Raw genomic sequence first — 25239 nt, 5'->3', positions numbered from 1 at the left:
TCCTCAGCTGCAGCCGCTCGTGCCGCCGCAGGTGTTGCACTTCATGCAGGTGCCGTTGCGGACCAGCGTGTAGTTGCCGCATTCTCCGCAGGGATCGCCCTCATAGCCCTGCATCTTGGCCTTGGTCCGGGCGTCCATCGACACCGTTCCCGTGGCCAGCGCCGTTGCCCCGATCGAGGTTTCTGCAAAGCTCACCGAGATCCCATCCGTCGCAAAGGCCGAGGACGCGATCCCGCCCTGCAGCACAACCAATTCCTGCGGCAGGCGCTTGCGCAGGTAGCCGGTCGAACTGATCGACTTCAGCAGTTCCACCGATTTCGATGCCGCTGCCTCACTCACCTCGCCGATGTTGCGCTTGCCTTCCTCGTCGCCGCGGCCGAGGTCGTCAAAGGCCGCGCCTTGCGGTTTCACATGCGCCAGGTCCGTGCGGTCGAGATAGGAGACCGCCAGTTCCCGGAAGATGTAGTCGAGGATCGAAGTCGCGTTCTTGATCGAGTCATTGCCCTGCACCATGCCTGCCGGCTCGAACCGGGTGAAGGTGAAAGCTTCGACGAATTCCTCAAGCGGAACGCCGTATTGCAGGCCGACGCTCACAGCGATTGCGAAGTTGTTCATCATCGCCCGGAAGCCCGCGCCCTCCTTGTGCATGTCGATGAAGATCTCGCCGAGCGAGCCATCGCCATATTCACCGGTGCGCAGGTAGACCTTGTGCCCGCCGACGATCGCCTTCTGGGTATAGCCCTTGCGGCGTTCCGGCAGCTTCTCGCGGTGGCTGCGGACGATCTCCTTGACGATCACCTTCTCGATGATCTTCTCGGCCACGACCTGGGCCTTCTCGGCGGGCGTGCCGGTGGCGAGGATCTCTTCGGCTTCCTCGTCATCCTCGACGAGTGCCGAGGCGAGCGGCTGGCTGAGTTTCGAGCCGTCGCGATACAGCGCGTTGGCCTTCACACCCAACTTCCACGACAGCTCGTAAGCCGCGAGAGTATCGGCGATAGTTGCCGTATTCGGCATGTTGATCGTCTTCGAGATCGCGCCCGATATGAAGCTCTGCGCCGCCGCCATCATGTGGATGTGGCTTTCCACCGAGAGGTAGCGCGTACCCTTCTTGCCGCAGATGTTCGCGCAGTCGAAGACGGGATAATGCGCGACCTTCAGATGCGGTGCGCCTTCCAGCGTCATCGTCCCGCAGACATGGTCATTGGCCGCGGCAACTTGCGCCTTGGTGAATCCCAGATGCGCGAGCAGGTCGAATGTCGGATCTGCCAGCTTTTCCGCGGGGATACCAAGCGTTCCTGCACAGAACTCTTCACCGAGCGTCCACTGGTTGAAGACAAAGCGGATGTCGAAGGCGGTCGGCAGCGCCGCCTCGATCTTGGCAATCTCCGCCGCGCCGAAGCCGTGCCCGATCAGCGCGGTATGGTTGATGCCCGGCGCCTGGCCGAGGCTGCCGTGACCCACGGCATAGGCCACGATCTCGGCAATCTGTGATTGGGTGTAACCGAGGGTTTCCAGAGCCGCAGGAACGCTTTGGTTGATGATCTTGAAGTAACCGCCACCGGCAAGCTTCTTGAACTTAACCAGCGCGAAGTCCGGCTCGATCCCGGTCGTGTCGCAGTCCATCACCAGACCGATCGTGCCGGTCGGCGCGATCACCGTGGTCTGGGCGTTGCGGTAGCCATGGATCTCGCCCAGGCGCAGCGCCTCGTTCCAGGCCTGACGGGCGAGCGTGACCAGCGTCACGTCCGGGCAGCCCTCGGCATCGAGGGCGACCGGGGCGACGTTGACCGATTCATAACCGGTCGTTTCGGAAAACGCCGCGCGGCGGTGGTTGCGGATCACGCGCAGCATGTGGTGGGAGTTGCGGGCATAGCCGGGGAACGGACCCAGCTCACCCGCCATCTCGGCCGAGGTCGCATAGGTCACGCCGGTCATGATCGCGGTCAGCGCACCGCACAGCGCCCGACCCTCTTTCGAGTCGTAGCCAAGGCCCATGTTCATCAGGAGGCCGCCGATATTGGCATAGCCGAGGCCGAGGGTGCGGAAGTCATAGGACAGTTGCGCGATTTCCTTCGACGGGAACTGCGCCATCATCACCGATACTTCCAGTGTCACCGTCCAGAGACGGGTCGCGTGGACATAACCTTCGGCGTCGAAGCGACCGTCCTTGTAGAAGGTCAGCAGGTTCATCGACGCCAGGTTGCAGGCCGTATCGTCGAGGAACATGTATTCCGAGCAGGGGTTGGATCCCCGGATCGGTCCGTCTTCCGGGCAGGTGTGCCAGGCGTTGACGGTGTCGTGGAACTGGATGCCGGGGTCGGCGCAGGCCCAGGCGGCATGGCCGATCTGGTCCCACAGCTCGCGCGCCTTGATGGTCTTGGCGACCTTGCCATCGGTGCGGCGGATCAGCTCCCAGTCGGCATCCTCGCGCACGGCCTTCAGGAAGGCGTCGGTGACGCGGACCGAGTTGTTGGAGTTCTGGCCCGAAACGGTGATGTAAGCTTCCGAATCCCAGTCGGTGTCGTAGGTCGGAAACTCAATGCTGCCAAAGCCTTGCGCGGCGTATTGAAGAACCCGGTTGATGTAGGTTTCTGGGATCATCGCCTTCTTGGCCGAGCGGATCGCGGCCTTCAGCGCGGCGTTTACCGCCGGGTCGGTCGCACCGGCTTCGCTGCCGTCGAACCCACGGATCGCCGCGAAGATCTCGTTCAGCTTCTGCTCGTGCATCTTGGAGCCGGCCACCAGCGAGGCAACTTTCTGTTCCTCGATGACCTTCCAGTTGATGAACTGCTCGATATCCGGGTGATCCATGTCGCAGATCACCATCTTGGCCGCCCGGCGGGTGGTGCCGCCCGATTTGATCGCGCCCGCCGCCCGGTCGCCGATCTTGAGGAAGCCCATCAGGCCCGAGGACTTGCCGCCGCCCGACAGCTTTTCACCCTCGCCCCGCAACGACGAGAAGTTGGTGCCGGTGCCCGAGCCATACTTGAACAGACGCGCCTCGCGGACCCACAGATCCATGATCCCGCCCTCGTTCACCAGGTCGTCCGATACCGACTGGATGAAGCAGGCATGCGGCTGCGGATGCTCGTAGGCAGAGTCCGACTTCACCAGTTTGCCGGTCTTGTAGTCGACATAGAAGTGCCCCTGCGAGGGGCCGTCGATGCCGTAAGCCCAGTGCAGACCGGTGTTAAACCATTGAGGAGAATTGGGAGCCGCCATCTGACATGCTAGCATGTAACGCATTTCGTCGTGATAGGCACGGGCGTCGGCCTCGGTCGAGAAGTAGCCGCCCTTCCAACCCCAATAGGCCCAGGCGCCGGCCAGACGGTCGAAGACCTGACGGGCCGAGGTCTCGCCCACAAAGCGCTCGTTTTCCGGCAGCGCAGCCAGCGCCTCTTCATCGGGAACCGAGCGCCACAGGAACTCGGGCACGCCCTTTTCCTTGACGCGCTTCAACCGCGCCGGGACGCCGGCCTTGCGAAAGTACTTCTGGGCAAGCACGTCGGACGCGACCTGGCTCCAGCCCTCGGGCACCTCCACAGCTTCGTTGCGGAAGACGATCTTGCCGTCCGGATTGCGGATTTCGGACGTTGTGGTGGTGAATTCCAACGCGCCATAGGCGCCTGTCTCGGTCGTCGTGAATCTGCGCTCGATCTTCATTCTGCCCCGTCTCCGCTTTGTGGCCGGCGGGGTGTTCCCCCCGTCCGGCAGTTGTCCAGTTCCGGTGGCGAGAAAGACAAGAAAACCGGGCCCGGAATGCGGTTGCACCCCAGCCATCCGCATCCTTCGGATGCGTTAATCTTGGTTAAGCTTCTGTCCCTCCCGGCCAACACTATATCTAGTGTCTTGTCCGGCTACCGCGTCAATCTGCGGTAAGCGGAAGGGGTCTGCAACGGTTTTTTTACGCTCCGTGAGCGAAGTTTCGCCTTGACTGCAACTTCGCCACATCTTGGCGCGGCCTGAGCGATTCATACCAGATGTGGGCAAGGCTGTGCAGAAGCCGGGGGATCGCCAGTGGCAACTTCCGGTTTCCCACGAAATCACGGTCCCTTGCGCGAATTGGCTGATTTTCGATGCGAAATCCTGCACGACTAGGGCAGCAACAGCGCTCACCGCAGCTGCGACATTCCGCGCCTAGTTTTCAGGCAATGCCGGACGGCGATTGATCAGGATGATTCCCACCGCGACCAGGGCCGCCGCGCCGAGAATCCCCGGCCCGATCGGTTCTCCCAGCAGAATCCAGCCCAGAAGCATCCCGAAGATCGGCGTAAGGAAGGAGAAACTCGCCACCGTCGAGGCCGGATAGACTGACAGAACCCACAGCCAGGCCACAAATCCGCCGGTGACAACGACGACCGCCTGGAACAGAAGCCCCCAGATGTGGAGCGGCTGGATATCGCGGACCAGTGGCCCGAAGGCCGGAGCCACCAGAATCAGGATAGGCCCCGATACGAGGACCATCCAGAAAAGCTGCGTCTCCGGTCGCTCGCGCCCCATCGCCGATCCGCGCGCAAGGAAGGCGGTCATGGCCCAGCCAAAGGCACCGCCAAGCGCACAGAGATCGCCGGCAAAGCTCGCCTGACTGCCCGTCGAACTGCCCTTGTCCAGAATCGCCCAGGCTGTCCCGGCAAAGGCAAAGATCAGCCCTGTCGCCTTCAGGGCGGTGATCCGTTCGCCCGGCAGGAAGAAATGCGCCAGAAGAGAGAACCACAGCGGCATCGTATAGAACAGGATCGCCGCCCGGACGACCGTGGTCAGGTCAAGCGCGATGAACAGGCACAGGAACTCGGCCGCGAAAGCCACGCCCATCGAAAGCGCCGCCGGCAGGGTGGCGCGTGGGATCCGGTGCGAGATCCCGCGGAAGCGCATCCAGGCCAGCACCGAAACCACGGCCAGGGCCGAGCGCAGGCCGGCGAAGAAAACCGGCTGCAAGCCGGCATTCACGACCTTGACCACGATCTGATTGAAGGCGAGGAGCGTCGAGATCGCGATCAATGCGCCGATGCCAACCGCATCCAGCCTGTCTTTCCGCGGCATGATCGTCCTTCCCGTCGCGCTGCGGCGCCACCCTTGGCGCAGGACCGCGCCGAGTCAACCCGGCCCGCGGTTGCCACTGGCGAGGGGCGCGCGAATACCCTAAAGCCGGGGAAAGAAGCGGCTGACTGCCCGGAGATGCCGATGACGGCCGACATCATTGCCCGTTGCGAGGCCAAGGGCCTTCGCATGACCGACCAGCGCCGCATCGTCGCGCGGGTGATCGAGCAGTCCGAGGACCATCCGGACGTCGAGGAACTTTACAACCGGGCAAGCAAGCTCGATCCGAAGATCTCGATCGCCACGGTCTATCGGACGGTGAAGCTGTTCGAGGAATCGGGCATCCTCGACAAGCTTGAATTCGGCGACGGCCGCGCGCGCTACGAGGATGCCGAGCGCGACCATCACGATCACCTCATCGACATGAACTCGGGCGAGGTCATCGAATTCGTCGATCCCGAGATCGAGGCCCTGCAGGAAAAGATCGCCGAACGCCTGGGCTACAAGCTGATCGGGCACCGGCTGGAACTTTACGGCGTGCCGCGGAAGAAGGGCTGATCTTGTCCTCTTCCCCCGCCTCGGCCGCCGAGAACCTGCGCGGCATCGCCCTGATGACGGGCTCGATGGCGCTGTTCGCCGTCGAGGACATGTTCCTGAAGCTGGTGGCGACCGACCTGCCCGCGGGCGAGGTGATCTTCTTCGCCGGTTTGGCCGGGGCGCTGACCTTTGCCGTGGTTGCCCGGATCGAGGGGCGCCGTGTCCTGACCCCGATGGCGCTGCACCCGGCGGTCACGGCGCGGAACCTGGGCGAGATGATCGCAACGATTGGCTACATCATCGGTCTGGCGACCTTGCCGCTGGCGACTGTCTCGGCGGTTCTGCAGGCGATGCCGCTGGCCGTGACGCTTGGGGCGGTCCTGTTCATGGGCGAGAAAGTCGGCTGGCGGCGCTGGATGGCGATCTGCGTCGGCTTTGCCGGTGTGCTGCTCGTGATCCGGCCGGGAATGGCCGGCTTCCAGTGGCAGGCGCTTCTTGTGCTGGCCTCGATCGCCGGGCTAGCGCTTCGCGATCTGGCAACGCGCCGCACACCGCCCGAGGCGAGCACGGCGCAGATCTCGGCCTGGGGACTGATGGCGGTCACGGTGCTTGGCCTGATGATGATGCTGTGGGACCGCAGCGTCGTGCTGCCGGATGCCAGGCAGGCAATGTGGATGCTGGGCGGGGTGCTGTTCGGGACTGCAGGTTATTGGGCGATCACGGCAGCAACCCGGCACGGCGACATCTCGGTCATCGCGCCCTTTCGTTATTCGCGCCTTCTGTTTGCGCTGATCTTCGCCGTCACGGTGTTCTCGGAGCGGCCGGATGTCATCACGCTGACAGGCGCTGCGCTTATCATCGGGTCGGGGCTTTACGCCTTTGCACGCGAGCGGGCGCGGCAACGCGCTCTTTCCATGGACGTTCCCGCGCTGTAAGACCCGCGCGAGAGCGTCTTTCAAACCCTGAGGGGAGCCTTTCCATGTCCACGATCATCGACATTCACGCCCGCGAGATTCTCGACAGCCGCGGCAACCCCACCGTCGAGGTGGACGTGACGCTGGAAAGCGGCGCGATGGGCCGCGCGGCGGTGCCCTCGGGCGCCTCGACCGGCGCGCATGAGGCGAACGAGAAGCGGGACGGCGACAAGTCGCGCTACCTCGGCAAGGGCGTGCTCGAGGCGGTCGCCAATGTGAATGGCGAGATCGCGGAAGAGATCGTGGGCTTCGATGCGCTGGAGCAGATCGGCATCGACCGCACCATGATCGAACTCGACGGCACCCCGAACAAGTCACGTCTCGGTGCGAACGCGATCCTCGGAGTTTCGCTGGCGGTGGCCAAGGCCGCAGCCGCCTATACCGACCAGCCGCTCTACCGCTATGTCGGCGGCACCTCGGCCCGCATCCTGCCGGTGCCGATGATGAACATCATCAACGGCGGCCAGCACGCCGACAACCCGATCGACATCCAGGAATTCATGATCATGCCCGTCGCCGCCGCGAATATCCGCGAAGCGGTGCGCATGGGCGCCGAGGTGTTCCATACCCTGAAGAAGGAACTCCATGCCGCGGGCCACAACACCGGCATCGGCGATGAGGGCGGCTTCGCGCCGAACCTTCGCTCCACCCGCGAAGCCTTGGATTTTATTCTGAAATCTATCGAGAAGGCTGGCTACAAACCGGGCCAGGACATCTACCTGGCGCTTGACTGCGCTTCGACCGAATACTTCAAGGATGGCAAGTATCATCTTGAAGGCGAAGGCAAAGTCCTGTCGGCTGTCGAGAACGTCGAATACCTCGCCGGTCTTTGCGGCGACTATCCGATCATCTCGATCGAGGATGGCTGCTCGGAAGACGACTGGGACGGCTGGAAGATGCTGACCGAAGTGCTCGGCTCGAAGATCCAGCTCGTCGGCGACGACCTTTTCGTCACCAACCCCAAGCGTCTCGCCGAAGGCATCAAACGCGGCTGTGCGAACTCGATGCTGGTGAAGGTCAACCAGATCGGCACCCTGACCGAGACTCTGGCCGCCGTGGACATGGCCCATCGCGCCGGCTACACGAACGTCATGTCGCATCGCTCTGGCGAGACTGAAGATTCCACGATTGCCGACCTGGCCGTCGCCACCAATTGCGGGCAGATCAAGACCGGCTCGCTGTCGCGGTCTGACCGTCTGGCGAAGTACAACCAGCTGATCCGGATCGAAGAGATGCTGGGCGAGACCGCCGAATATGCGGGCCGGTCGATCCTGAAGGCCTGACGGATGGACGAGGCCGATCGGATCATCGCCGCGCTCGGCCTCGCCCCCCATCCCGAGGGCGGCTGGTATCGTCAGACCTGGATTGCCGACGGCGAGGGACGTCCTGCGGGAACGTCGATCCTGTTCCTGCTCAAGGCGGGTGAGACGAGCCACTGGCACCGGGTCGATGCCGTTGAAATCTGGCACTTTCATGCCGGGGCGCCGCTGATCCTCTCCATTGCGGAGACCGCGGCGGGTCCCGCGCGGCACCTGCGCCTCGGCGCGTCAGTCCTGTCCGGCGAGGCCCCGCAGGGCATCGTGCCCGCGCATCACTGGCAGAGCGCCCGCTCGACCGGCGCATGGACGCTGGTCGGTTGCACGGTCAGCCCCGGCTTCCGCTTCGAGGGCTTCGAACTGGCGCCGCCCGGTTTCGCCATTCCCGGCTGATTCATCACGTTTCGTGACGGCCAGGAACGGAATTGGTGATTGGCGCTTGCTGCGCGGACCGGCTAGACCGCCGCTCCGGAGGACATCATGGCCAGCACGACCGACCAGACCCAAAGCGGCGACACGCTGCCGGGCTTTCTCTACGCGCTCGGAGCCTATTTCCTCTGGGGCTTCCTGCCGATCTTCATGAAGGCGCTGGCCCATATCTCGCCAGTCGAGGTCATTGCCCATCGCGTGCTGTGGTCGGTGCCGATTGCCGGGGCGGTTCTGTTGTTCACCGGGCGGACCGCCGATCTGAAGCGCGCGCTGACAACGCCAAAGATGCTGGCCATGGGTGCTGTGACCGCCGCGCTGATTTCGGTCAACTGGGGAATCTATGTCTGGGCCATCGGGTCGGGTCACGCGCTGGATGCCGCGCTTGGCTACTACATCAACCCGCTGTTCAGCGTGTTCCTGGGCGCCGTCCTTCTGGGCGAAAAGCTGACGAAGCCGCAACTTGTGGCCATTGCCTTGGCGGGCCTCGCCGTGACCATCCTCACCATCGAGAACGGGCGGTTGCCCTGGGTTGCGCTGGCGCTGACCGGCACCTGGGGATTCTACGCCTATTTCAAGCGCTCGTTGCCGATCGGCCCGAACCAGGGCTTCATGCTGGAAGTGCTGCTGCTCATGATCCCGGCCGTCACCTACATCGCCTGGCTGCAGGTCCAGGGCACCGGCCATTTCGCGCAAGGCAGCACCTTCGACACGGTGATGCTTCTGTGCTGCGGGATCGTCACCGCCGTGCCGCTGATGCTTTATGCCAATGGGGCCAAGCTTCTGCGCCTGTCGACCATTGCGATGATGCAATACATCGCGCCGACGATGATCTTCCTGACCGCCGTCTTCGTCTTTGGCGAGCCGATGGGCACCGCGCGGATGATCGCCTTCCCGATGATCTGGGCGGCGCTGGCGATCTATACCGGATCTCTTCTGGCCAAACTCCGGGTCAGCCGCCCGGCCGGCTGATCTGGCCGCCGCCGACCAGCCCCGCCACGCCAGTGGTCGAGGGGCCGGAGGTTGGCAGTCCGCGCGCCACCCGCACGGCGAGAAAGGCAAATGCCTGCGCTTCGAGCATGTCGCCATCCAGCCCCGCTGCTTCCACCGGGACCACCTCGGCGGCCATCAGGCGGTCGAGCATCTCCATCAGCGTGGCGTTGTGGCGCCCGCCCCCGGTGACGAGCACGCGCGAGACGGGTGTCGGGAAATGCTCGGTCCCACGCGACACGGCCCTGGCGGCGGCGGCGGTGAGCGTGGCGGCAGCATCGGCATCGTTCAAGGCGCCGACCGCCTGGAAGAGGCTGGCGAAATCGTTGCGGTCAAGGGACTTGGGCGGCATCCGGTGGAAATAGGGATGGCGCAGGAAGGCATCGAGGATCACCTCGTCCGGCGTGCCCGTTGCGGCAAGCGCCCCGCCTTCGTCCTGCGTCTTGCCGAGCCGCAAGAGCATCAGGTCGTTGACCGGCGCATTGGCGGGGCCTGTGTCGAACGCCATGACCGCGCCCGGCTGTTCCGGCCCGGACTGGCGCGGATCGACCCAGGTCAGATTGCCGACGCCGCCAAGGTTGAGGAAGGCGACCGGCAGGGTCGCGCCGATATGGCGGGCGAGCGCGAAATGGTAGTAGGGCACGAGCGGCGCCCCCTGCCCGCCAAGCGCCACGTCCGCCGAACGAAAGTCCCAGACCACCGGCACACCCAGCACCTCGGCCAGGATCGGGCCGGACCCGGCCTGATGCGTGCGGCGGTTCGCCGGGTCATGGGCCAGCGTCTGGCCGTGGAAGCCGATGATCTCGGCCCCCGAGAAGCGCGACAGCAGCTCGGCATGGGCGGTCTCGACCACTTCGGCCGCCGCCTCTACCCCCGGATCGCCGGGCCAGAGGCCGAGGGCCGCACGGAGGGTAGCCCGCTCGGACTCGCCATAGGGCCGGTAGGCGGTGTCCCCGAACTCAAGGATGCGCTCGCCATCCGTCAGGATCATCGCCGCATCCACCCCGTCAAGCGAGGTGCCTGACATGGTTCCCAAGGCCCAGACGGCGCGCGATGTCAGCATGGTCTTTCCCTTGCCCCCCTTGCCCGGTATATCCCACCCGTTCCTTCAAGCACGAGACGGCAATGACCTACCACCCGAAATCGGACTTCATGCGCGTGATGATCGAGCGCGGCTACCTCGCCGACTGCACCGATTATCAGGGGCTGGACGAGGCTTTGGTCAAGGGGGTGGTGCCGGGCTATATCGGCTTCGACGCGACCGCGACCTCGTTGCATGTCGGATCGCTGATCCAGATCATGATGCTGCGCTGGCTGCAGAAGACCGGCCACAAGCCGATCGTGCTGATGGGCGGGGGCACGACCAAGGTCGGTGACCCCTCGTTCCGGGCCGAAGAGCGGCCGTTGCTGACCAACGAGCAGATCGACGCCAACATCGCCGGGATCAAGCGCGCCTTCTCTCCCTACGTCCGCTTCGGCGAGGGGCCGACCGACGCGATCATGGTCAACAATGCCGAATGGCTGGACGGGCTGAACTACCTGACCTTCCTGCGCGACATCGGGCGGCATTTCAGCGTCAACCGGATGCTGAGCTTTGACAGCGTCAAGTCGCGGCTCGACCGGGAGCAGTCGCTGAGCTTCCTCGAATTCAACTACATGATCCTGCAGGCCTATGACTTCCTCGAGCTGCGCCGCCGCTACGGCTGCCTGATCCAGATGGGCGGCTCTGATCAGTGGGGCAACATCGTCAACGGCGTGGACCTGACGCGCCGGGTGATCGATGCCGAGGTCTTCGGGCTTACCTCGCCACTCCTGACCACCTCGGACGGCAAGAAGATGGGCAAGTCGGCGAGCGGCGCGATCTGGCTGAATGCCGAGCTCTTGTCGCCTTACGAGTTCTGGCAGTTCTGGCGCAACACTACCGATGCCGATGTCGGGCGGTTCCTGAAGCTTTACACCGAACTGCCGCTGGACGAATGCGACCGGCTCGGCGCGCTGCAGGGGTCCGAGATCAACAGCGCCAAGATCGTGCTCGCCAACGAGGTGACGACGCTCCTGCACGGGGCCGAGGCGGCGGCGGCGGCAGAAGCGACCGCGCGCGAGGTCTTCGAGAAGGGCGGCGTGGGCGACGACCTGCCAACGCTGGTTCTGGGGCCGTCGGACGTGGCCGAGGGCATCTCGATCGCGCAACTGTTCGTGCGCACGGGGCTGGCGAAGTCGGGCAAGGACGCCAAGCGCCTGATCGCCGAGGGCGGCGCGCGGATGAACGACGATCTGGTGACCGATGCCGGGCTGATGCTCGGCGCGGGCGAGCTGGTGGAGCCGGTGAAGCTGACGGCGGGGCGCAAGCGTCATGCGCTGGTGACGCTCGGCTGAGGCAGGGGAGACTGCCCGGCCGGTAAGCCGGGCAGCAGATCGCTCAGGTCGGCGGTCAGCCGCGACGGCGGCGCAGGGCGACCAGCGCGCCAAGTGCCGGGATCATCAGCAGGCCGGCTGCGGGAAGCGGAACCGGCGCGAGCGCCTGTTCGATCTGGGCCTGGCTGTAGATGGTCTTGCCGAAACCATAGCTCTCCCAGTTCGCAAGCCAGACCGTGTAGCCGGGATCGTTCGCGAAGGTGAAGAAGGCAAGTCCGCCTTCGAATGTCGCGGCCAGAAGCTGCGAGAAATCGAGCGCGGCGAAGGTGATCGTGTCGGTGCCCTCGCCCCCGTCGAGCAGATCCTCGCCCACCACCGACTTCACCAGCGCGTCGAAGATCGACAGGCTGTCGTCGTCCTTGCCAAGGTCGGCGCCGCCCTTCAGCTGGCTGCCCTTGCGCAGCAGCAACTCGTCATTTCCGGCGCCGAGGTCGACGCCAAAGCCGCTGCGACCTTCGATCAGGCCCCAGTTCTCGACGATCTGGGCGGCGGTATTGGCGGCCGGGAGTTCACCGGTTTCGGGATCGACATGTTCGCCCTTTTCGACCAGCACGTCGGTCGTGCCCGAAATGGTGCCATGGTTAGTGATGTAGGAGGCCTTGGAGGGGTCCAGCGTCGCGTCATAGTCGATGGCGGCATCGTCGTCGGACCGGATCGTTCCGGTCGCGTAGTTGATGATAGTGCCGGAGTCGATGTCGATCCCGTCCTGGGGATCGGCCTCGTCGCCCCCGCGGGTGACACTTTCGATCAGGCCCGAGTTCAGGATGCTCGCATCCTCACCGACCTGGATCGCATCGTCCGAGGCGCGGATCGTGCCCATGTTGGTGATCTCGGCCCCGTTGCCGGTCTCGAACCCTTCGTCGGTGTCGGATTCGATCAGCCCTTCGTTCCAGAGCCAGGCCGAATTGCCGTCCTTGTTGCGGATCGCCTTGTCATGGGCGTGGATGGTTGCGCCGGCGCTGTTGGTGAGCGTGAGGTCGTTCTTCTTTTCGACATCGACGCCCTTGTTCGTGGCAAGGATCGTGCCGTTGTTCGTCAGGGTCAGGCCGTTGCCGGCATCGACACCGTCATTGGCGGTGATACCGTCGGCCGCGAAGGTTCCATCGATCGTGCCGTTGTTGACGACGGTGTTGTTGTCGCCGCGGATGCGGATCGCGTCCTTGGTGCCGGTGGTGCTGACCGAAGCGCCGGACTCGACCGTGACGCTCAGGCCGCCAGTTGCGTTGAGGTAGCCGGTCGTTGTCGTGCCGGTGCAGGTGACGGTGCTGACCACCGAAACGCAGGCGGCGAAGGACGGCATCGCAGACAGCGGCAAGACGCCAAGCGTCGTGACAAGGAGAAGTCGTTTCATTCAGTGCCCCCGATTCTTCATGTGCTGCACGGGTTTAGGGGGCGTTCATCACAGGACCGTGACAGAAACGGCGCCGCCCCGGGGGGAGCGGCGCCGCTGGTCGGCCGGTCATTTCGGCGTCGGTTACTGGACCGTCACCTTGACCATGTAGTCGGGGTCATCGACCGCGCCATTGGCGGCCTGATCGCCCTTCTTGATCGCATCGACCACGTCCATGCCCTCGATCACCTTGCCGACGACCGTGTACTGGCCATCGAGATGCGGGGCGGGCGCGAACATGATGAAGAACTGGCTGTTGGCCGAGTTCGGGTCCATCGCGCGGGCCATGCCGACCGTTCCACGGTCGAACGGCATCGACGAGAATTCGGCCGGAAGGTCAGGACGCGACGACCCGCCCGTTCCCGCCATCGACAGGTCGGCGCCGCGCTTGCCGAACTGGACGTCACCGGTCTGGGCCATGAAGCCGTCGATGACACGATGGAAGACCACGCCATCATAGGCGCCTTCCTTGGCCAGCGCGGTGATCTGTTCGACATGCTTCGGCGCAATCTCCGGCATCAGGTCGATGACGATCTTCCCGCTGGTCGAACCAGCGACCTCGATCACAAGGTTCGGGCCCGGGCCATCCTCGGCGGCCATGGCCGCGCCGGGTGTGGCCGCCATGTGCAGGCCCCATCCGCCAAGCGCAGCAAGGCCAATGCCAAGGACACTGCCCAGAAAGACGCGGCGATCAGACATCGGCAGCCACCTTCACCCAGATCATCTTGTCGGGATTCGCCGGCGGCTCGCCGCGGGTGATCTTGTCGACATGCTCCATCCCCTCGATCACCTGGCCATAGACGGTGTACTGGCCGTTGAGGAAGCTGTTGTCCTTGAAATTGATGAAGAACTGGCTGTTGGCCGAGTTCGGGTTCTGCGAGCGGGCGGCGCCGAGCGAGCCGCGCTGATGCGGCAGGCGCGAGAATTCCGCCGGCAGGTCGGGCAGGTCGGAGCCGCCGGTGCCGGCGCGGCGCGGGTTGTAGTCCTTGGTCGAGTTGCCGTGCTCGACATCGCCGGTCTGGGCCATGAAGCCCTCGATCACGCGGTGGAAGATCACGCCGTCATAGGCGCCGGCGCGGGCCAGCGCCTTCATGCGTTCGCTGTGCTTCGGTGCCACGTCGGGCAGAAGCTCGATCACCACGCGGCCGTCCTTCAGCTCCATGATGATGGTGTTTTCGGGGTCCTTGATCTCGGCCATCAGCCCAGCCTCTCCTCTTCGGTTCGGGCCGCAACCTAATGTCGCGGGGCAACAAGGGGAAGGGCAAAGCGCGCGCCGGTTGACGAGTCGGACCGGATGGGGTCGAAAGGAGGCGGAAACGCGCTGGAGGGACACCGATGAGCTGGAAGACGATTGACGACCTCGACCTGGGCGGAAAGGTCGTTCTGGTGCGCGTGGATGTGAACGTGCCGATGGAGAATGGCGTGGTCACCGATACGACCCGCATCGACAAGATCGTGCCGACCATCGAGGACATCCTGAAAAAGGGCGGCAAGCCGGTCCTGCTGGCCCATTTCGGCCGTCCGAAGGGCGAGGTCGTGCCCGAGATGAGCCTGAAGCTGATCGTCCCGGCACTGCAGGCCGCCCTGCCCGGCCGCAAGGTGATCTTCGGCGAGGATTGCATCGGCGCGCCCGCGAAGGCGGCGGTCGGCGCAATGGGTCCCGGCGACGTGGTGCTGCTGGAGAATACCCGCTTCCACTTGGGCGAGGAAAAGAACGACGCGCAGCTTGCCGCCGGCATGGCCGCGCTCGGCGATGTCTATGTGAACGATGCCTTTTCGGCGGCGCACCGGGCGCATTCCTCGACCGAGGGAATTGCGAAGCTCCTGCCCCATGCCGCAGGCCGGCTGATGGAGGCGGAACTCAAGGCACTGGAAGCGGCGCTTGGCAAACCGCAGCGCCCGGTCGTCGCGGTGGTGGGCGGCGCCAAGGTTTCGACCAAGCTCGATCTTCTGGGCAATCTCGTGTCGAAGGTCGATCATCTGGTGATTGGCGGCGGCATGGCGAACACCTTTCTCGTCGCGCAAGGGATCGAAGTCGGCAAGTCGCTGGCCGAGCGCGACATGGCGCCGACTGCCCTGGAGATCCTTGAAAAGGCCAAGACCGCGGGCTGCACAATTCATCTGCCCGTCGATGTTGTCGTCGCGCGCGAGTTCAAGGCGGGGGCTACGAACGAGACCGTGGCGGCCAATGCCTGCCCTGCCGATGCGATGATCCTCGATGCCGGCCCGAAGACGGTCGAGGAGCTGACCAAGGTCTTTGCCGCGAGCAAGACGCTGATCTGGAACGGCCCGCTCGGCGCCTTCGAGATCCCGCCCTTCGACGCCGCGACGATCGCGGCCGCGCGTACGGTGGCAGAGCTGACCAAGGCCGGAAAGCTGGTTTCGGTCGCGGGCGGCGGCGATACGGTGGCGGCACTCAATCAGGCCGGCGTGGCCGATGACTTCAGCTATATCTCGACCGCAGGCGGGGCTTTCCTTGAGTGGATGGAAGGCAAGGAGCTGCCGGGCGTGGTCGCGCTGACGCAATGACGGTATTGATGTCGGCAGAAAAACGCGCTGTTGCGGGATGTTAGCGCCAACAGTGATTGCAGGGACGTCACCGGGCTTCTAGACGCTGCGTCAGGGGCCAAATCATTTCGAAAGGACCGAACGGATGCGTGCGACCAGGACAGTGCAGAAGATCCTCGCGAATTACGAGGGCGAAACTCCCGGCGTGAAGGCGAACCTTTGCCGTATCCTCATGGAGGGCAAGCTGGGCGGGACCGGCAAGCTCATCATCCTGCCGGTGGACCAGGGCTTCGAGCACGGCCCTGCGCGCAGCTTCGCGCCGAACCCGGCGGGCTATGACCCCCACTATCACTACCAGCTGGCAATCGATGCGGGGCTGTCGGCCTATGCCGCGCCTCTTGGCCCGCTGGAAGCCGGCGCCGACACCTTTGCCGGGCAGATCCCGACGATCCTCAAGGTCAACTCGGCCAACTCGCTGATGTCCGACACTGCCGGCAAGAACCAGGCGGTCACCGCCTCGGTCGATGACGCGCTGCGGCTTGGCTGCTCGGCCATCGGGTTCACCATCTATCCGGGGTCGGATATGGCGCTCGACATGTTCGAGGAGATCGTCGAGATGCGCCGCGAGGCGGCCTCGAAGGGTATCGCCACGGTGATCTGGTCCTATCCGCGCGGCGAGGCGGTGACCAAGGATGGCGAGACGGCGATCGACGTGGGTGCCTATGCCGCCCATATCGCGGCGCTGCTTGGGGCCCATATCATCAAGATCAAGCTGTCGACCGACCACCTGATGCAGCCCGAGGCGAAGAAGGTCTACGACAAGGAAAAGATCGACATCGGCACGCTGGCGGCCCGCGTGAAGCATTGCGTGCAGGCCTCGTTCAACGGCCGTCGCATCATCGTCTTCTCGGGCGGCGCGGCCAAGGGCGCCGATGCGGTCTATGACGATGCCCGCGCGATCCGCGACGGCGGCGGCAACGGATCGATCATCGGGCGGAACAGCTTCCAGCGGAGCCGCGAGGACGCGCTGGCGATGCTGGGCAAGCTTGTGGACATCTACAAGGGCAAGGCCTGATGCGCTTCGCGGCGGCCATTGCCACTGTGCTTTTGGCCGCCGCGCCCGTCTCGGCGCAGGTGGTGGTGGTCGACGGCGAGGAAATGCGCCTGACCAAGGAGGACCTCCCCGAAGGTTATCCCCCGAAAATGGGCGACGTGACCGGCACGCTGGACGGCAAGCCGGTGGCGTGGGAAACCTACGATTTCTCAGTCGGGGCCTTCGATGCCTCGGCGGGCGCAACGAGTGACTGGGAGACCAAGGTCATCTCGGTCCGGATCATCGGCTATACCCCCGGAGATCCGGACAGCGACAAGATGCTGCTACGGCTGCAGGGTGATTTCGGGACCGTGCTGCGGCCGGGTCCTGCGTCCGGAAATGTCGAAATCGCCATCCTGCGCGAGAAGGACTGGGACGGCGCGCAGTTGACCTCGGCCGGCAAGCGAGCGGAACTGGTGATCGACAGCATCGGCCCGAAGGTCCCAGACAGCTATTCCCGTCATGTGACGGGTCACGCTTCGGCGCAGCTTTGCCCGAAGAAATGGCTGTTCAAGTCCTGCAAGGATATCGAACTTCGCTTCGACACCGACATGCAGGTTGGCAGTGAACTGCCCATCGAGATGAAGTAGCCAGAACCGACTGGAATCCCGCACGAATTGGGATTCACAAGGTCATGTTTCTGTGACATGATTCGCGTCGATCACTCCCGCAAAAAGAGGGGTGACAGACTAGGCAGGACATGAGCAGACAACGCCCCGCCATCGGCGCAGCGATCTATTTCTTGGTCGTTTTCACGCTCGGGTGCTATTTCACCTTCGCCGCCGTTCAGGGCGATTTTGGCGTTTTTCGGCGCGTGCAGATAAATGCCGAGGCGCAGGAACTCACCCAGGAACGCGACAAGCTGAAGGCGGAACTGGCCGTCCTGCAGAACAAGACCCGACGACTGTCCGATGGCTATCTCGACATCGACCTTCTAGACGAACAGGCCCGCGACGTGCTGGGCCTCCTGCGCGCCGACGAAGTCGTCATCCGCTGATCCATACCCAGCTCGCGCCGCGCAACGTTTCGTGACGTCGCGGAACGATGGTATTTGTCAGGCCCAATGAATTCCGTTATTCTGCGGATAGTTTAACGTTGAACCATTCACGGAAACGACGGGAGGAGGCGCCGATGGCTACCAAGAAATCGCCCGAGAAATCAAACGTATCGAAGGATGAACTGCTCACCTACTACCGGGAGATGCTACTGATCCGCCGATTCGAGGAAAAGGCCGGCCAGCTTTACGGCATGGGCCTGATCGGTGGCTTCTGCCACCTCTATATCGGGCAGGAAGCGGTCGTCGTCGGCCTCGAAGCCGCGACCAAGGAAGGTGACAAGCGCATCACCTCCTACCGCGATCATGGCCACATGCTCGCCTGTGGCATGGATCCGAAAGGCGTCATGGCGGAATTGACCGGACGCATCGGCGGCTACTCCAAGGGCAAGGGCGGCTCGATGCACATGTTCAGCCGCGAGAAGCATTTCTATGGCGGACACGGCATCGTCGGCGCGCAGGTGCCGCTTGGGGCGGGCCTCGCCTTCGCCGACAAGTATCTCGGCAATGACAATGTGACCTTCACCTATTTCGGCGACGGCGCCGCAAACCAGGGCCAGGTCTACGAGACCTACAACATGGCCGAACTCTGGAACTTGCCGGTGATCTTCGTGATCGAGAACAACCAGTACGCCATGGGCACGAGCGTGAAGCGCTCGACCAAGTCGACCACTCTCTTCGGTCGCGGTCTCGCTTACGGCATCCCGGGCGAACAGGTCGACGGCATGGACGTGCTGGCGGTGAAGGCGGCGGGCGAGAAGGCCGTAGCGCACTGCCGCGCCGGAAATGGCCCCTACATCCTCGAGATGATGACCTACCGCTACCGCGGCCACTCGATGTCCGACCCGGCCAAGTACCGGACCCGCGAAGAAGTCGAGAAGATGCGTGCCGAGAAGGACGCGATCGAGCATGTGCGCGATCTGCTGGTGAACGCTGGCCTCGCCACCGACGACGACCTCAAGGCGATCGACCGCGACATCAAGGCGATCGTGAACGAGGCCGCCGAATTCTCGAAAGAAAGCCCGGAGCCGCCCGTCGAGGAGCTCTGGACCGATATCTACGCCTGAGGGGGAAAGACGATGGCAATTCAGGTTCTCATGCCCGCGCTTTCTCCCACGATGGAGGAAGGCACGCTGGCCAAGTGGCTGGTCAAGGAAGGTGATAGGGTCAAATCCGGCCAGATCATCGCTGAGATCGAAACCGACAAGGCGACGATGGAGTTCGAAGCTGTCGATGAAGGGATCGTCGGCAAGCTGCTGGTGCCCGAGGGCGCGGCTGGAGTGAAGGTGAACACTCCGATCGCCGTGCTGGTCGAGGAAGGCGAAAGTGCCGATGCGGCTCCGGCTGCTGCGGCCCCTGCCCCGGCGGCGGCCCCTGCCCCGGCGGCGGCCCCTGCCCCGGCGGCGGCCCCTGCCCCGGCGGCGGCTCCGGCTGCGGTGGCGGCGCCTGCGCCGAACTTCCCGGCCATCACTGCTCCGGTCGAGACGAAGGCCGACACGACGCCGGATTGGCCCGCCGGAACGGCGATGAAGACCATGACGGTGCGTGAGGCGCTGCGCGAGGCTATGGCCGAAGAGATGCGCGCCAATGAGCGCGTGTTCCTTATGGGCGAGGAAGTCGGCGAGTATCAGGGCGCCTACAAGATCAGCCAGGGCCTGCTCGATGAGTTCGGCCCGCGCCGCGTCGTCGACACACCGATCACCGAGCACGGCTTTGCCGGGATCGCCGTCGGCTCCGCCTGGGGCGGCCTGAACCCGATCGTCGAGTTCATGACCTTCAACTTCGCCATGCAGGCGATCGACCACCTCATCAACTCGGCCGCCAAGACCAACTACATGTCCGGCGGCCAACTGGGTTGCCCGATCGTGTTCCGCGGCCCGAACGGCGCCGCCGCCCGCGTCGCCGCCCAGCACAGCCAGGACTATGCCGCCTGGTACTCGGCCATTCCGGGCCTGAAGGTGGTGATGCCCTACTCGGCGTCGGATGCGAAGGGCCTGCTGAAGTCCGCGATCCGCGATCCGAACCCGGTGATCTTCCTGGAAAACGAGATCCTCTACGGCCGCTCCTTCGAGGTGCCGGTCCTGGATGACTTCACCATCCCCTTCGGGAAGGCCCGGATCTGGCGCGAAGGGACCGACGTCACCATCGTCAGCTTCGGTATCGGGATGACCTTCGCACTCGATGCGGCGGATCAGCTTGCCAAGGAAGGCATCAGCGCCGAGGTGATCGACCTGCGCACCCTGCGCCCGATCGATTACGAGACAGTGCTCACCTCGGTCCGCAAGACCAACCGCTGCGTCACGGTCGAGGAAGGTTTCCCCGTCGGCTCGATCGGCAACCACCTGTCAGCGGTCATCATGCAGCGCGCCTTCGACTATCTCGACGCGCCGGTGGTGAACTGCACGGGCAAGGACGTTCCGATGCCCTATGCCGCCAACCTCGAGAAGCTCGCCCTGATCACCACCGCCGAGGTGATCGAGGCGGTCAAGTCCGTCTGCTACCGGTAAGGGGGAAAGAGAAATGGCAACGCAGATCCTGATGCCTGCCCTCTCGCCCACGATGGAGGAGGGCACGCTGGCCAAGTGGCTGGTGAAAGAAGGCGACACGGTGAAGTCCGGCCAGATCCTGGCCGAGATCGAAACCGACAAGGCGACGATGGAGTTCGAGGCTGTCGACGAAGGCATTGTCGGCAAGATCCTGGTCTCAGAAGGCACGGCCGGTGTGAAGGTGAATACCCCGATCGCCGTCCTGATCGAGGAAGGCGAAAGCGCCGATGCAGCCCCTGTCCCGGCAGCGGCCCCCGCTCCGGCAACTTCCGCCGCACCGGCCGCAGCTTCGGCCGCTGTGGCAGCACCCGCGCCCGCATCTACTGCGCCCGCACCCGCAGCCGCCCGTCCCGGCACCCGCGTCTTTGCCTCACCACTCGCGCGCCGCATCGCGACCGAGAAGGGGATCGACCTGACGACCATCGCCGGCTCCGGCCCGCACGGGCGCATCGTCAAAGCGGATGTCGAAGGTCTGACCGCGGGAGCGAAACCTGCCGCGGCGCCGCCAGCCGCAGCCGCTCCTGCGACCCCGGTCGCGGCCCAGGCTGCAGCGGCACCGGCCCCCTCTGCAGATGCGGTGGCAAGGCTCTTTGCCGACCGTGCCTACGAAGAGGTGTCGCTGGACGGCATGCGCAAGACCATCGCCGCCCGACTGTCCGAGGCGAAATCGACCATCCCGCATTTCTACCTGCGGCGGTCGGTAAAGCTCGACGCGCTCATGGCGTTCCGCGAGACGCTGAACAAGCAGTTGGAAGGCCGGGGCGTGAAGCTGTCGGTGAACGACTTCATCATCAAGGCCTGCGCACTTGCTCTTCAGCAAGTGCCGAACGCCAATGCCGTCTGGGCCGGGGATCGCATCCTGCGGCTGAAGCCCTCGGACGTGGCGGTGGCGGTGGCGATCGAAGGCGGGCTCTTCACCCCTGTCCTGCGCGACGCCGACAAGAAGTCGCTCTCGGCTCTGTCGGCTGAGATGAAAGACCTCGCAACAAGGGCCAAGACCCGCAAGCTCGCCCCCCATGAATACCAGGGCGGCAGCTTTGCGATCTCCAACCTTGGCATGTTCGGGATTGAGAACTTTGACGCGGTCATTAACCCGCCGCATGGCTCGATCCTTGCCGTTGGTGCCGGCCTGAAGCAGCCTGTCGTGGGGTCGGATGGCCAGATCACTGTAGCGACGGTAATGTCGATGACGCTTTCCGTCGACCACCGTGTGATCGACGGGGCGCTTGGGGCAGAGTTCCTCAAGGCGATCGTCGAAAACCTTGAAAACCCGATCGGGATGCTGGCCTGACCAGATCAGCGAAATGCAAAAAAGGCCGGGCTCTCACCCGGCCTTGAACATTCAGAAGCTGACAGGCTCAGTCGCCACCGCAGTCGCAGTCGTCCAGCCGCTGATCCATCGACATCGATGGCTGCGCGCAACCCGCTTCCCCAACGACCCTGGCGGGAACGCCAGCAACGGTTGTGTTTCGCGGTACATCCTGCAAGACGACCGAACCGGCGGCGATACGGCTGCATTGGCCGACATGGATATTGCCAAGAACCTTCGCCCCGGCCCCGATCAGCACGCCGTCCCCGATCTTGGGATGGCGATCGCCGTCTTCCTTGCCCGTGCCGCCAAGTGTCACGGAATGAAGCATCGAGACGTTGTCACCGACAACCGCAGTTTCCCCGATCACGATCGAATGGGCATGATCGATCATGATCCCTCGGCCGACCCGAGCGGCGGGATGGATGTCGACACCGAACACCTCGGAAACCCGCATTTGCACGAAGTAGGCAAGGTCCTTGCGCCCCTGGGTCCACAGCCAATGGCCAACCCGATAGGCCTGCACAGCCTGGTATCCCTTGAAATACAGGACCGGCTGGATGAACCGGTGGCAGGCCGGATCGCGTTCATAGACCGCCATCACATCGGCTCGCGCGGCCTGTCCAAGTTCCGGATCGTTGCTATGAGCCTCATCCGCAATCTCGCGCAGGATCTGCTCACTCATCTCTCCCGAGGCCAGTTTCTGCGAAAATCGATAGGCCAAGGCCCGTTCGAACGTCGGGTGGTGCAGCAGGCTTGAATGCACCAGCCCGCCCAGCAGAGGCTCCATTCGGATGGCATCCACCGCTTCATCGCAGATGCGCTGCCAGACCGGGTCAACGGCAGCGACTTTTGCACGGGTTTCAGCCATTTCGGTGCCTCCGATTAGAACACTGTTCCCATGATATAGGACCAGATAGACCGATACAAAGAAAAGCTGCGGCTTCTCTTTCTCAGGTCCCAATCGCGGCAAATGGCCCGGGACCGAAACGCTCGGACAGTTGCGCGACCTCGATGATGCAGCCGCCCGACGTTCCATCCGCGGCCAGCATCGCCGCCGGATATAGCCATTCCGTAGATGTCAGGCGCATTTGCCGTTTCAGGTCCGCCCCAAGCCAAACGCGCAGCAGGTAGGCCTCTCTATCCTCGCCGATCGGGACTTCGTAAGTCTCCCAGCTGTCCCCGTCGATCCGGCTTCTCCGCACCCAGGACAGAAGCAAGCCTTCAGCCACCGACCGAGCACGAAGGAAAACGGGGCGGTACGGACGAAGTCCGATCCCGGCAAACGCCTCGATGCGATGGACGACCTCCTCGTCATCGTAGCCACGCCGTGCAGCGCCTATGCGGTAGTGACGGCCAAGCCCGCGTGCTGCCAATGGCAGATTGATCTGGTCTGGCCGCTCATCGAGGAAAACGACATAGCTACCTACCGGCCAGGTACGCTCCATGATGGGCTCGCTACCCGCCTGCCCGCGCAAACGCTCGGAAAGCTCAAAGGTCTGCGGCGCTACAAGTTCGGCTCTGGCGAACTGGAGAATTTCCCAGCCTGCGCTGCTGCCGTCTCCAATCGCAGCCAGATTTCGGCCGTTTAGCATTGAGGAGTGAGGCAGACTCGATAGCGCTCCCTCGCCCAGCTTGACGCGCAACGCCGTCCCGCGATCAACGAGCCCTGCCCGAGCCGGTCCTAGCGGTGTTTCGGTAATCCCGATCAGAGCAGCCGACGAAATCAGACGGTTTTGCCGATAGCCGTCGTCAGCGTCCGAACTCCAGACTGCAACCGGCCCGGGCCACGGTTTCGCCGCAACAGCAATATGTGGCGCATGAGGTACCTCAGACCCGTCGAGAAGCGGTAGATCGAGGAAAAGCGGAAGCACTGGACCCGATGCGAGAACCGGATTGACTTGCGGCCTGACATCTACCGCATCCGAGAGCTGGTGCGACACTGGTTCGACCCTGACGGCCTCGAACCGCAGATAGGCCCCCGGCATCACCACATCGCCGCCCTGATCGCGCTTGCCGAACAGCGAGGCATAGCCCTCGATCCGCCCTTCGCTCAGCACCAGCCCCGCCTCGGGCCGATGGAACTTCCGCTCCGGCGCTCCGAACATCCCCAAATCCTCCTTCATCGTCCCGCCGCCCGGATCAGCGCCTCGGCCCCCTGCGCCAGCAGAAAGGCCGCCACGCCATAGACACCGAGCCAGATCCTCCGCTCCAGCCGGTCCAAGGTCACCTCGATCTGCCCCAACCGGTACTCGAGCGCGTTCCACCGTTCCTCGGCGACCCGTTCGTTCGCCTCGATCCGCGCCGCCGCGGCATCGAAACTGTCGAACAGGAACCGCGACCCGCCCGGCACCCGCGCCGCCATCAGCGCCCCTCGGCAGGCACCGGCGGCAGCCCCAGCGCCGCCCGCTTCTCCGCCGCCGTCAGAAAGTCAGCGGTACCGACCCGCGCCCAAAGCTGATCTCGCTCCGCCGCCAGCGCCGGCACCTGATCAAGATCAGGGCGCAGCTCGACCGCCTCGCCGGTGAAGCCCGACAGCCAGTGCGACAGCGCCGCCATCACCCTTTGCGCCAAGGGCAGTACCGTCAGCCGGTAGAAGGCCCGATGCGCCTCCTGGTAATTGGCGTAAGTCGCCTCCCCCGGAATACCGAGCAGCATCGGCGGCACCCCGAAAGCCACCGCGATCTCCCGCGCCGCCGCCTCCTTGGTCTTCTGGAACTCCATGTCCGAGGGCGAAAAGCCCATCGGCTTCCAGTCGAGCCCGCCCTCCAGCAGCATCGGCCGCCCGGCATTGCGCGCACGCTGATGATGCGCCTCCATCTCGGCCAGAAGCCGGTCATACTGGTCCGACGACAGCGCCCCCTGTCCGTCCACACCCTTGTAGACGATCGCCCCCGAGGGCCGCGCCGCATTGTCGAGCAACGCCTTCGACCAGCTCGACGCCGCGTTGTGCACATCGACCGCGACCGCTGCCGCCTGCAAGGCCGACAGCCCGTAATGGTCATCCTGCGGATGGAAGGTCTTCACATGACAGATCGGCGCGACCTCACCCGTCATGTCGAACCGATGCGCCTTGCCCCCGACCGCATAGTCATAGGCGACCGGCCAGCCATCCACCCCCGGCACCACCGCCATCCGGTCCGAGCGCAGCACATGCAGCTCTCCCGGCAACCTCCCCGCTCCCGGCACCGCCTCGAGATACGCATTCCCGGTCAACAGCAAATAACCGTAGACCGCCTCCAGCAGTTCCGCCCGCCCCTGCGCCGCATTCGGCCGCCGGATCAGCTCCAAAACCGGATGCGCCTCGTAGCGCCGGGCATGGTCCTGCAGGACCAGAGGCAGCGCCGCCGCCGCCTCCGAGATCAGCCGTACCGCCCGATGCCCGACCGGGTTGGTCAGAAACCCGCTCTTGCCCATCGACAGCACATCGCGCCCGCTCCAGACCGGTCGCCCCGATCCCCGGAACGCCACCACTGCCCCCGTTGCCGAGGCCTTGGCCTCGGGCGCGGCAGACATCGCCCCGCGCCGCAGGAAGTCGAACACCATCCCGTTCCCCTCATTCCACCAGACAAGGCTCCGCCCCGCCGCTCCCGAGCAAAGCGACCGACCTGCCCTTCTTCCGTTCCGTAAATATCCCCGCCGGA

At 64.4% G+C, this 25239-nt stretch carries 23 protein-coding genes; 13 read left to right on the top strand and 10 right to left on the bottom strand.

All coding sequences use genetic code 11. The features are described 5' to 3' along the window. Nucleotides 1-3 precede the first annotated feature (3 nt). Both L0V05_RS12915 and L0V05_RS12910 read right to left on the bottom strand, forming a co-directional pair. On the bottom strand, nucleotides 4-3663 hold the full coding sequence (locus L0V05_RS12915) for a vitamin B12-dependent ribonucleotide reductase (protein WP_234871105.1): 3660 nt from the start codon (nucleotides 3661-3663) through the stop codon (nucleotides 4-6). A 474-nt stretch (nucleotides 3664-4137) separates the two neighbouring features. After that, nucleotides 4138-5040 (bottom strand): DMT family transporter, encoded by a 903-nt coding sequence (locus L0V05_RS12910; RefSeq protein WP_234871103.1) that lies wholly within the window; start codon nucleotides 5038-5040, stop codon nucleotides 4138-4140. 141 nt (nucleotides 5041-5181) lie between these two features. Between L0V05_RS12910 and L0V05_RS12905 the strand changes: the two genes are divergently transcribed. The 5 genes from L0V05_RS12905 to rarD all read left to right on the top strand — a co-directional run bounded on the left by L0V05_RS12905 (nucleotide 5182) and on the right by rarD (nucleotide 9262). Next, a complete protein-coding gene (locus tag L0V05_RS12905) occupies nucleotides 5182-5595 on the top strand; it encodes a Fur family transcriptional regulator (RefSeq protein ID WP_234871102.1) in 414 nt (137 codons plus the stop codon). A gap of 2 nt (nucleotides 5596-5597) precedes the next feature. Further along, nucleotides 5598-6509, top strand: coding sequence for a DMT family transporter (locus L0V05_RS12900; RefSeq protein ID WP_255683765.1), 912 nt, complete (start codon nucleotides 5598-5600; stop codon nucleotides 6507-6509). A 44-nt stretch (nucleotides 6510-6553) separates the two neighbouring features. Continuing rightward, nucleotides 6554-7831 carry a phosphopyruvate hydratase gene (gene eno, locus L0V05_RS12895; protein WP_234871101.1) on the top strand — a complete coding sequence of 426 codons (1278 nt, stop codon included), beginning with the start codon at nucleotides 6554-6556 and terminating at the stop codon, nucleotides 7829-7831. 3 nt (nucleotides 7832-7834) lie between these two features. Further along, nucleotides 7835-8257, top strand: coding sequence for a cupin domain-containing protein (locus L0V05_RS12890; RefSeq protein ID WP_234871100.1), 423 nt, complete (start codon nucleotides 7835-7837; stop codon nucleotides 8255-8257). A gap of 87 nt (nucleotides 8258-8344) precedes the next feature. Further along, complete coding sequence (gene rarD, locus L0V05_RS12885; RefSeq protein WP_234871099.1) at nucleotides 8345-9262, top strand: EamA family transporter RarD; 918 nt, start codon at nucleotides 8345-8347, stop codon at nucleotides 9260-9262. On the opposite strand, the gene L0V05_RS12880 is transcribed toward rarD, so the two are convergent. Continuing rightward, the gene (locus L0V05_RS12880; protein ID WP_234871098.1) at nucleotides 9243-10343 is read right to left on the bottom strand and encodes an anhydro-N-acetylmuramic acid kinase; all 1101 of its coding nucleotides are present in this window, start codon (nucleotides 10341-10343) and stop codon (nucleotides 9243-9245) included. The two genes, rarD and L0V05_RS12880, sit on opposite strands and share 20 nt — an antisense overlap. Nucleotides 10344-10405: 62 nt before the next feature. Here L0V05_RS12880 and tyrS point away from each other — a divergent pair, with 62 nt between their 5' ends. Then, the gene (gene tyrS, locus L0V05_RS12875; RefSeq protein ID WP_234871096.1) at nucleotides 10406-11656 is read left to right on the top strand and encodes a tyrosine--tRNA ligase; all 1251 of its coding nucleotides are present in this window, start codon (nucleotides 10406-10408) and stop codon (nucleotides 11654-11656) included. A 55-nt stretch (nucleotides 11657-11711) separates the two neighbouring features. Here tyrS and L0V05_RS12870 read toward each other — a convergent pair whose 3' ends face one another. From L0V05_RS12870 to L0V05_RS12860, 3 genes are all read right to left on the bottom strand, one after another. Beyond that, nucleotides 11712-13046 (bottom strand): VPLPA-CTERM sorting domain-containing protein, encoded by a 1335-nt coding sequence (locus tag L0V05_RS12870; RefSeq protein ID WP_234871094.1) that lies wholly within the window; start codon nucleotides 13044-13046, stop codon nucleotides 11712-11714. A 123-nt stretch (nucleotides 13047-13169) separates the two neighbouring features. Further along, nucleotides 13170-13784: a peptidylprolyl isomerase gene (locus L0V05_RS12865; protein ID WP_406565972.1), complete on the bottom strand. Its 615-nt coding sequence runs from the start codon at nucleotides 13782-13784 to the stop codon at nucleotides 13170-13172. Continuing rightward, nucleotides 13777-14283: a peptidylprolyl isomerase gene (locus tag L0V05_RS12860; RefSeq protein WP_234871092.1), complete on the bottom strand. Its 507-nt coding sequence runs from the start codon at nucleotides 14281-14283 to the stop codon at nucleotides 13777-13779. The genes L0V05_RS12865 and L0V05_RS12860 overlap by 8 nt, the downstream gene beginning before the upstream one ends. 137 nt (nucleotides 14284-14420) lie before the next feature. Here L0V05_RS12860 and L0V05_RS12855 point away from each other — a divergent pair, with 137 nt between their 5' ends. From L0V05_RS12855 to L0V05_RS12825, 7 genes are all read left to right on the top strand, one after another. Continuing rightward, nucleotides 14421-15614 (top strand): phosphoglycerate kinase, encoded by a 1194-nt coding sequence (locus L0V05_RS12855; RefSeq protein WP_234871090.1) that lies wholly within the window; start codon nucleotides 14421-14423, stop codon nucleotides 15612-15614. A 124-nt stretch (nucleotides 15615-15738) separates the two neighbouring features. Then, nucleotides 15739-16668, top strand: a complete 930-nt coding sequence (locus tag L0V05_RS12850; RefSeq protein ID WP_234871088.1) for a class I fructose-bisphosphate aldolase — start codon at nucleotides 15739-15741, stop codon at nucleotides 16666-16668. Then, nucleotides 16668-17276 (top strand): hypothetical protein, encoded by a 609-nt coding sequence (locus L0V05_RS12845; protein WP_234871086.1) that lies wholly within the window; start codon nucleotides 16668-16670, stop codon nucleotides 17274-17276. The genes L0V05_RS12850 and L0V05_RS12845 overlap by 1 nt, the downstream gene beginning before the upstream one ends. 110 nt (nucleotides 17277-17386) lie before the next feature. Next, nucleotides 17387-17683 (top strand): FtsB family cell division protein, encoded by a 297-nt coding sequence (locus L0V05_RS12840; RefSeq protein WP_234871084.1) that lies wholly within the window; start codon nucleotides 17387-17389, stop codon nucleotides 17681-17683. A gap of 134 nt (nucleotides 17684-17817) precedes the next feature. Further along, on the top strand, nucleotides 17818-18807 hold the full coding sequence (pdhA, locus tag L0V05_RS12835; RefSeq protein ID WP_234871082.1) for a pyruvate dehydrogenase (acetyl-transferring) E1 component subunit alpha: 990 nt from the start codon (nucleotides 17818-17820) through the stop codon (nucleotides 18805-18807). 12 nt (nucleotides 18808-18819) lie between these two features. Further along, nucleotides 18820-20247 (top strand): pyruvate dehydrogenase complex E1 component subunit beta, encoded by a 1428-nt coding sequence (locus L0V05_RS12830; RefSeq protein ID WP_234871080.1) that lies wholly within the window; start codon nucleotides 18820-18822, stop codon nucleotides 20245-20247. 13 nt (nucleotides 20248-20260) lie between these two features. Next, the gene (locus tag L0V05_RS12825) at nucleotides 20261-21577 is read left to right on the top strand and encodes a pyruvate dehydrogenase complex dihydrolipoamide acetyltransferase (RefSeq protein ID WP_234871078.1); all 1317 of its coding nucleotides are present in this window, start codon (nucleotides 20261-20263) and stop codon (nucleotides 21575-21577) included. Between the two features lie 67 nt (nucleotides 21578-21644). Here L0V05_RS12825 and cysE read toward each other — a convergent pair whose 3' ends face one another. The 4 genes from cysE to L0V05_RS12805 form a co-directional block, all read right to left on the bottom strand. Then, nucleotides 21645-22466, bottom strand: coding sequence for a serine O-acetyltransferase (gene cysE, locus L0V05_RS12820; protein WP_234871076.1), 822 nt, complete (start codon nucleotides 22464-22466; stop codon nucleotides 21645-21647). A gap of 82 nt (nucleotides 22467-22548) precedes the next feature. Then, nucleotides 22549-23703, bottom strand: a complete 1155-nt coding sequence (locus L0V05_RS12815; protein ID WP_234871074.1) for a GTA baseplate fiber-binding domain-containing protein — start codon at nucleotides 23701-23703, stop codon at nucleotides 22549-22551. Nucleotides 23704-23717: 14 nt separating this feature from the next. After that, nucleotides 23718-23960: a GTA head formation protein, RCAP_rcc01685 family gene (locus L0V05_RS12810; protein WP_234871072.1), complete on the bottom strand. Its 243-nt coding sequence runs from the start codon at nucleotides 23958-23960 to the stop codon at nucleotides 23718-23720. Then, nucleotides 23960-25141, bottom strand: a complete 1182-nt coding sequence (locus L0V05_RS12805) for a phage portal protein (protein WP_234871070.1) — start codon at nucleotides 25139-25141, stop codon at nucleotides 23960-23962. The genes L0V05_RS12810 and L0V05_RS12805 overlap by 1 nt, the downstream gene beginning before the upstream one ends. Nucleotides 25142-25239 lie beyond the last annotated feature (98 nt).

It is taken from the genome of Alitabrizicola rongguiensis (assembly GCF_021491355.1).
Lineage (GTDB): Bacteria > Pseudomonadota > Alphaproteobacteria > Rhodobacterales > Rhodobacteraceae > Aliitabrizicola > Aliitabrizicola rongguiensis.
This window is presented reverse-complemented; position numbering and strand designations above follow the sequence as displayed.

Coding starts and splice junctions, on each gene's coding strand:
- L0V05_RS12810 (WP_234871072.1), bottom strand. CDS start 23,960: ATGGCGGCGCGGGTGCCGGGCGGGTCGCGGTTCCTGTTCGACAGTTTC.
- L0V05_RS12805 (WP_234871070.1), bottom strand. CDS start 25,141: ATGGTGTTCGACTTCCTGCGGCGCGGGGCGATGTCTGCCGCGCCCGAG.
- pdhA (WP_234871082.1), top strand. CDS start 17,818: ATGGCTACCAAGAAATCGCCCGAGAAATCAAACGTATCGAAGGATGAA.
- L0V05_RS12915 (WP_234871105.1), bottom strand. CDS start 3,663: ATGAAGATCGAGCGCAGATTCACGACGACCGAGACAGGCGCCTATGGC.
- rarD (WP_234871099.1), top strand. CDS start 8,345: ATGGCCAGCACGACCGACCAGACCCAAAGCGGCGACACGCTGCCGGGC.
- L0V05_RS12855 (WP_234871090.1), top strand. CDS start 14,421: ATGAGCTGGAAGACGATTGACGACCTCGACCTGGGCGGAAAGGTCGTT.
- tyrS (WP_234871096.1), top strand. CDS start 10,406: ATGACCTACCACCCGAAATCGGACTTCATGCGCGTGATGATCGAGCGC.
- L0V05_RS12910 (WP_234871103.1), bottom strand. CDS start 5,040: ATGCCGCGGAAAGACAGGCTGGATGCGGTTGGCATCGGCGCATTGATC.
- L0V05_RS12845 (WP_234871086.1), top strand. CDS start 16,668: ATGCGCTTCGCGGCGGCCATTGCCACTGTGCTTTTGGCCGCCGCGCCC.
- L0V05_RS12865 (WP_406565972.1), bottom strand. CDS start 13,784: ATGTCTGATCGCCGCGTCTTTCTGGGCAGTGTCCTTGGCATTGGCCTT.
- eno (WP_234871101.1), top strand. CDS start 6,554: ATGTCCACGATCATCGACATTCACGCCCGCGAGATTCTCGACAGCCGC.
- L0V05_RS12815 (WP_234871074.1), bottom strand. CDS start 23,703: ATGTTCGGAGCGCCGGAGCGGAAGTTCCATCGGCCCGAGGCGGGGCTG.
- L0V05_RS12905 (WP_234871102.1), top strand. CDS start 5,182: ATGACGGCCGACATCATTGCCCGTTGCGAGGCCAAGGGCCTTCGCATG.
- L0V05_RS12890 (WP_234871100.1), top strand. CDS start 7,835: ATGGACGAGGCCGATCGGATCATCGCCGCGCTCGGCCTCGCCCCCCAT.
- L0V05_RS12825 (WP_234871078.1), top strand. CDS start 20,261: ATGGCAACGCAGATCCTGATGCCTGCCCTCTCGCCCACGATGGAGGAG.
- L0V05_RS12830 (WP_234871080.1), top strand. CDS start 18,820: ATGGCAATTCAGGTTCTCATGCCCGCGCTTTCTCCCACGATGGAGGAA.
- cysE (WP_234871076.1), bottom strand. CDS start 22,466: ATGGCTGAAACCCGTGCAAAAGTCGCTGCCGTTGACCCGGTCTGGCAG.
- L0V05_RS12850 (WP_234871088.1), top strand. CDS start 15,739: ATGCGTGCGACCAGGACAGTGCAGAAGATCCTCGCGAATTACGAGGGC.
- L0V05_RS12870 (WP_234871094.1), bottom strand. CDS start 13,046: ATGAAACGACTTCTCCTTGTCACGACGCTTGGCGTCTTGCCGCTGTCT.
- L0V05_RS12880 (WP_234871098.1), bottom strand. CDS start 10,343: ATGCTGACATCGCGCGCCGTCTGGGCCTTGGGAACCATGTCAGGCACC.
- L0V05_RS12840 (WP_234871084.1), top strand. CDS start 17,387: ATGAGCAGACAACGCCCCGCCATCGGCGCAGCGATCTATTTCTTGGTC.
- L0V05_RS12860 (WP_234871092.1), bottom strand. CDS start 14,283: ATGGCCGAGATCAAGGACCCCGAAAACACCATCATCATGGAGCTGAAG.